Source organism: Variovorax robiniae (assembly GCF_037889955.1).
Taxonomy (GTDB): Bacteria; Pseudomonadota; Gammaproteobacteria; order Burkholderiales; family Burkholderiaceae_C; genus Variovorax; species Variovorax robiniae.
Genome location: NZ_JBBKZS010000070.1, coordinates 1 through 2,873 on the forward strand (window position 1 = coordinate 1; position 2,873 = coordinate 2,873).

At 62.2% G+C, this 2,873-nt stretch carries 3 protein-coding genes and 1 pseudogene; all 4 read right to left on the reverse strand.

Annotated elements, in window-relative coordinates:
• Window positions 1-97: 97 nt before the first annotated feature.
• A pseudogene (tnpC, locus tag WKW79_RS36760) lies at window positions 98-1,500 on the reverse strand (IS66 family transposase); the annotation flags it as partial.
• 94 nt (window positions 1,501-1,594) lie between these two features.
• Window positions 1,595-1,945: an IS66 family insertion sequence element accessory protein TnpB gene (gene tnpB, locus WKW79_RS36765; protein ID WP_340340154.1), complete on the reverse strand. Its 351-nt coding sequence runs from the start codon at window positions 1,943-1,945 to the stop codon at window positions 1,595-1,597.
• Window positions 1,921-2,337: an IS66-like element accessory protein TnpA gene (gene tnpA / locus WKW79_RS36770; protein WP_340340155.1), complete on the reverse strand. Its 417-nt coding sequence runs from the start codon at window positions 2,335-2,337 to the stop codon at window positions 1,921-1,923. Before tnpA ends, tnpB begins: the two co-directional genes overlap by 25 nt.
• Before the next feature lie 216 nt (window positions 2,338-2,553).
• A partial coding sequence (locus WKW79_RS36775) for a hypothetical protein (RefSeq protein WP_340340156.1) occupies window positions 2,554-2,873 on the reverse strand: 320 nt, incomplete at its 5' end.

Genomic DNA, 2,873 nt, shown 5'->3' on the forward strand with positions numbered 1-2,873 from the left:
GCGAGGCGTCCTGGAGCGTGCCATACGTTCACCTTCGACGGGTCATCGACATCTGACCGGTGCGTCCGTGTCCGCCGTCAAGCGACGGGGAAGACCGGACAGACACGGCGAAGAGCCATGAACGTCGTCCAACGACAAACGGCCTGATGGCGTTTTCCACCGGGTTGGAGTCCAGCGGCCAAGTCCCACTGTCCAGGAAGCGGATGAGCTTGGGCCACTGGCCATGCATGTAGTGCAGCGCCTCGCCCAGCAGGCTCGTTGGCGCAACGGCGTGCAGATGCGCGAGCAGCAACTGTTCGATCTGCTTGACCACTGTGGCGCTATAGCGCTTGCGCAGCCGAGCGCGACGCTCTGGCGACCACTTCTCTGACAGTGCCTCCGCGCGATAAAGCTTGCCGATGAGTTTGATGAACCGCGTGGCCAGTTGGTCCGGCGACCGAGCGGCCTTCGGGATCGACTCCTCAGCCTTGACAAAGGGTCTGCGTGCATGCACCCAGCATCCAAGATGCGTCAGGCCGTGGTCCGCGGCAATGCCGTCGTAGACCTGATACCCGTCAGTCACAAGCGTGGCGCCGCGCCGGATGCCGGCATAGAGCTTCTGCGCGTGCACGGCGCCGCGACCCGGCGCATAGGCGAACAGTCGAACTGGCGGTCCGCTACCGTTCATCTGAGCCCACATGAAGCTCTTGGTCTGCGCCTTGCGCCCGGGCTCCTTGAGCACCTGAACGGTCGTCTCGTCACCGTAGATCAGGTCCGAGTCCAACAGGTGGTCACGCAGCAGGTTGATGATGGGCTGCACGGCTTGACCGATGCGAACGACGCCGGCGGCCAGGTGTTGCTCACGATGTCGCCGCCGAAGCGGCGCAGCAGAACGGCCGTGCGATACAGCGGCATCCCGAACTGGTACTTGCCGGTGATGACCCAGGCCTGCGCCTCCTCAGTGAGCAGGCCTCGCGGGATGATGCGAGCTGGTGTCGGCGCAACCTTCAGGCTCAAGTCGCAGCAAGGACATGCGTACTTGATGCGATGGTGCTGGAGCACGCGCACCTGCTCGGGGATGACGTGCATCTGCTCGCTGACCTCGGCGCCGATCTCCACCAACGCGTGGCCGTCGTGCGCGCAGATGCGCTCGGACTCGGGCAGCTCGTGGCGAACGATGTCACGCGGCAGTGCGGGGTCCAGCGGCTTGCGTCCGCGCTTCTTGCGCTGGTGGCCAGCGACCGGTGACGAGTCCTCATCATCGATTTCGGCCGGCAGTGTTTGCGCGGTTGGCGCGAGCGCCTCGGCCTCGTTGAGGAACAGGTCCTTCTGGTCGGTGCCGCGGGCCTCACTCTTGGCGGCGAACAACTGACGCTGCAACGCGCGAAGCCGCTCCAGCGCCAGGTCCCGCTCGGTGGTCACGACGCGCAGTTCACCAACGAGAGATTCGCTGCGCCGGGTGGCCTCGGCCAGGGCTTGCTGCAGGGCTGCGAATTCTTCGGCGGTGGGCATCTGAACCATCACCTGCTTCGATCAACATGACGTGCAGGCGTTCCTCAAACCCCGCATTGTCGAGGAAGATTCGCCAGCCTTTTTGCAAGCTGCCGGTGAGCGTTCAGGCCACTCGCTCGTAGAAGCGGCGAGGGTGCTTATGGACCACCGCGAGGTCAATGCCATCGAGCAACCAATGCAGTTGCTCCACCGTCAACGTCGGCACGGTGACAACGTCGGGCCAGATGAACCTGTCCTCCTCGAGACGTTTCATCAACATCCAAAAGCCGTTGCGCTGCCAGCCCAAAATCTTTACGCGGTCACGTCGACGATTGCTGAAGACGTACACCGCCTCGGCGAACGGATCGAGCCCGAGGGCTTGCTCGACCAGGATCGCCAGACCGTTGAGGCCGACCCGGAAGTCGATGGCCTCGCGGTGCAGGTAGACCTTCAGCCCTTCGTCGAAGCGGAACACCGCAGTCTCCCGAGCATCTCGAGCAAGCTGCTGGCCTGCTGCAGACCGCAGCCGCGCAGATCGACGACCACGCCATTGGGAAGCCGTGCCTGCAGGTCAACCTCGGAGGCTGGTTGTTGCGCAATCGCTTGCACCCCTGGGACCTCCACAGGCACGAACGCCGCCGCGCGAACCTCGACGACTTCGCCGCTGTTGAACGACGCAACACCCTTGTCCTTCTGACGCTCGCGAATCCAGGTGCTGAGCTGGTTCGCATTGACGCCGCACTCGCGCGCCAGCTTCGTGACCGACACGCCCGGTCGCATGCAAGCCTCGATGAGCTCGCGTTTGGCGACCGGATCGTAGACGCTGCGACCATCGCGCTTGCGACTGATCACCAGGCGTCGCGCCAAGTCCCCGACATCAAGTTCCACTGACATAACAAACCCACGTAGTTAGATGGGTTCGTAGACTCTCAGCATCCTTCGCGACCTTCAAGAACGCGGTTTATTGACCGCATACTGCTGTCCGACGGCACGCGCGACATCATGGGGCTGCGTGCGCGCACCGCTGCTGCGATTTCTCGCCCAGTGGCGTATCGCGTACTCGGCGTCTGTGCAAGCGGTGCTTTACTCCAGCACCGACCATTTGGACTCCGACTTCTTCAACTCGCATTGATAACCGTACTTTTCAGGGGCGGATGCAGCAACAAGTTGAGCACTCTCATAGTCCAAATTACTTGCAAAGGCTAGCCATCCTGCAGAGGTTTGAAAAGGCAGGTACCAGCCCATTACGATTAAGCGGGAATGGGGGTCGAGAGCTTTCATGCGTTCACTGGCTAAGAACTTATCCGTAAATAGGTAAACTGTCGATCCGAGCCGCATTGGGCGCGGCGATGGATCGAGATCTTGGCGAAACGTGTTGAGTCGTGGGTGGTGACCGATGAGTT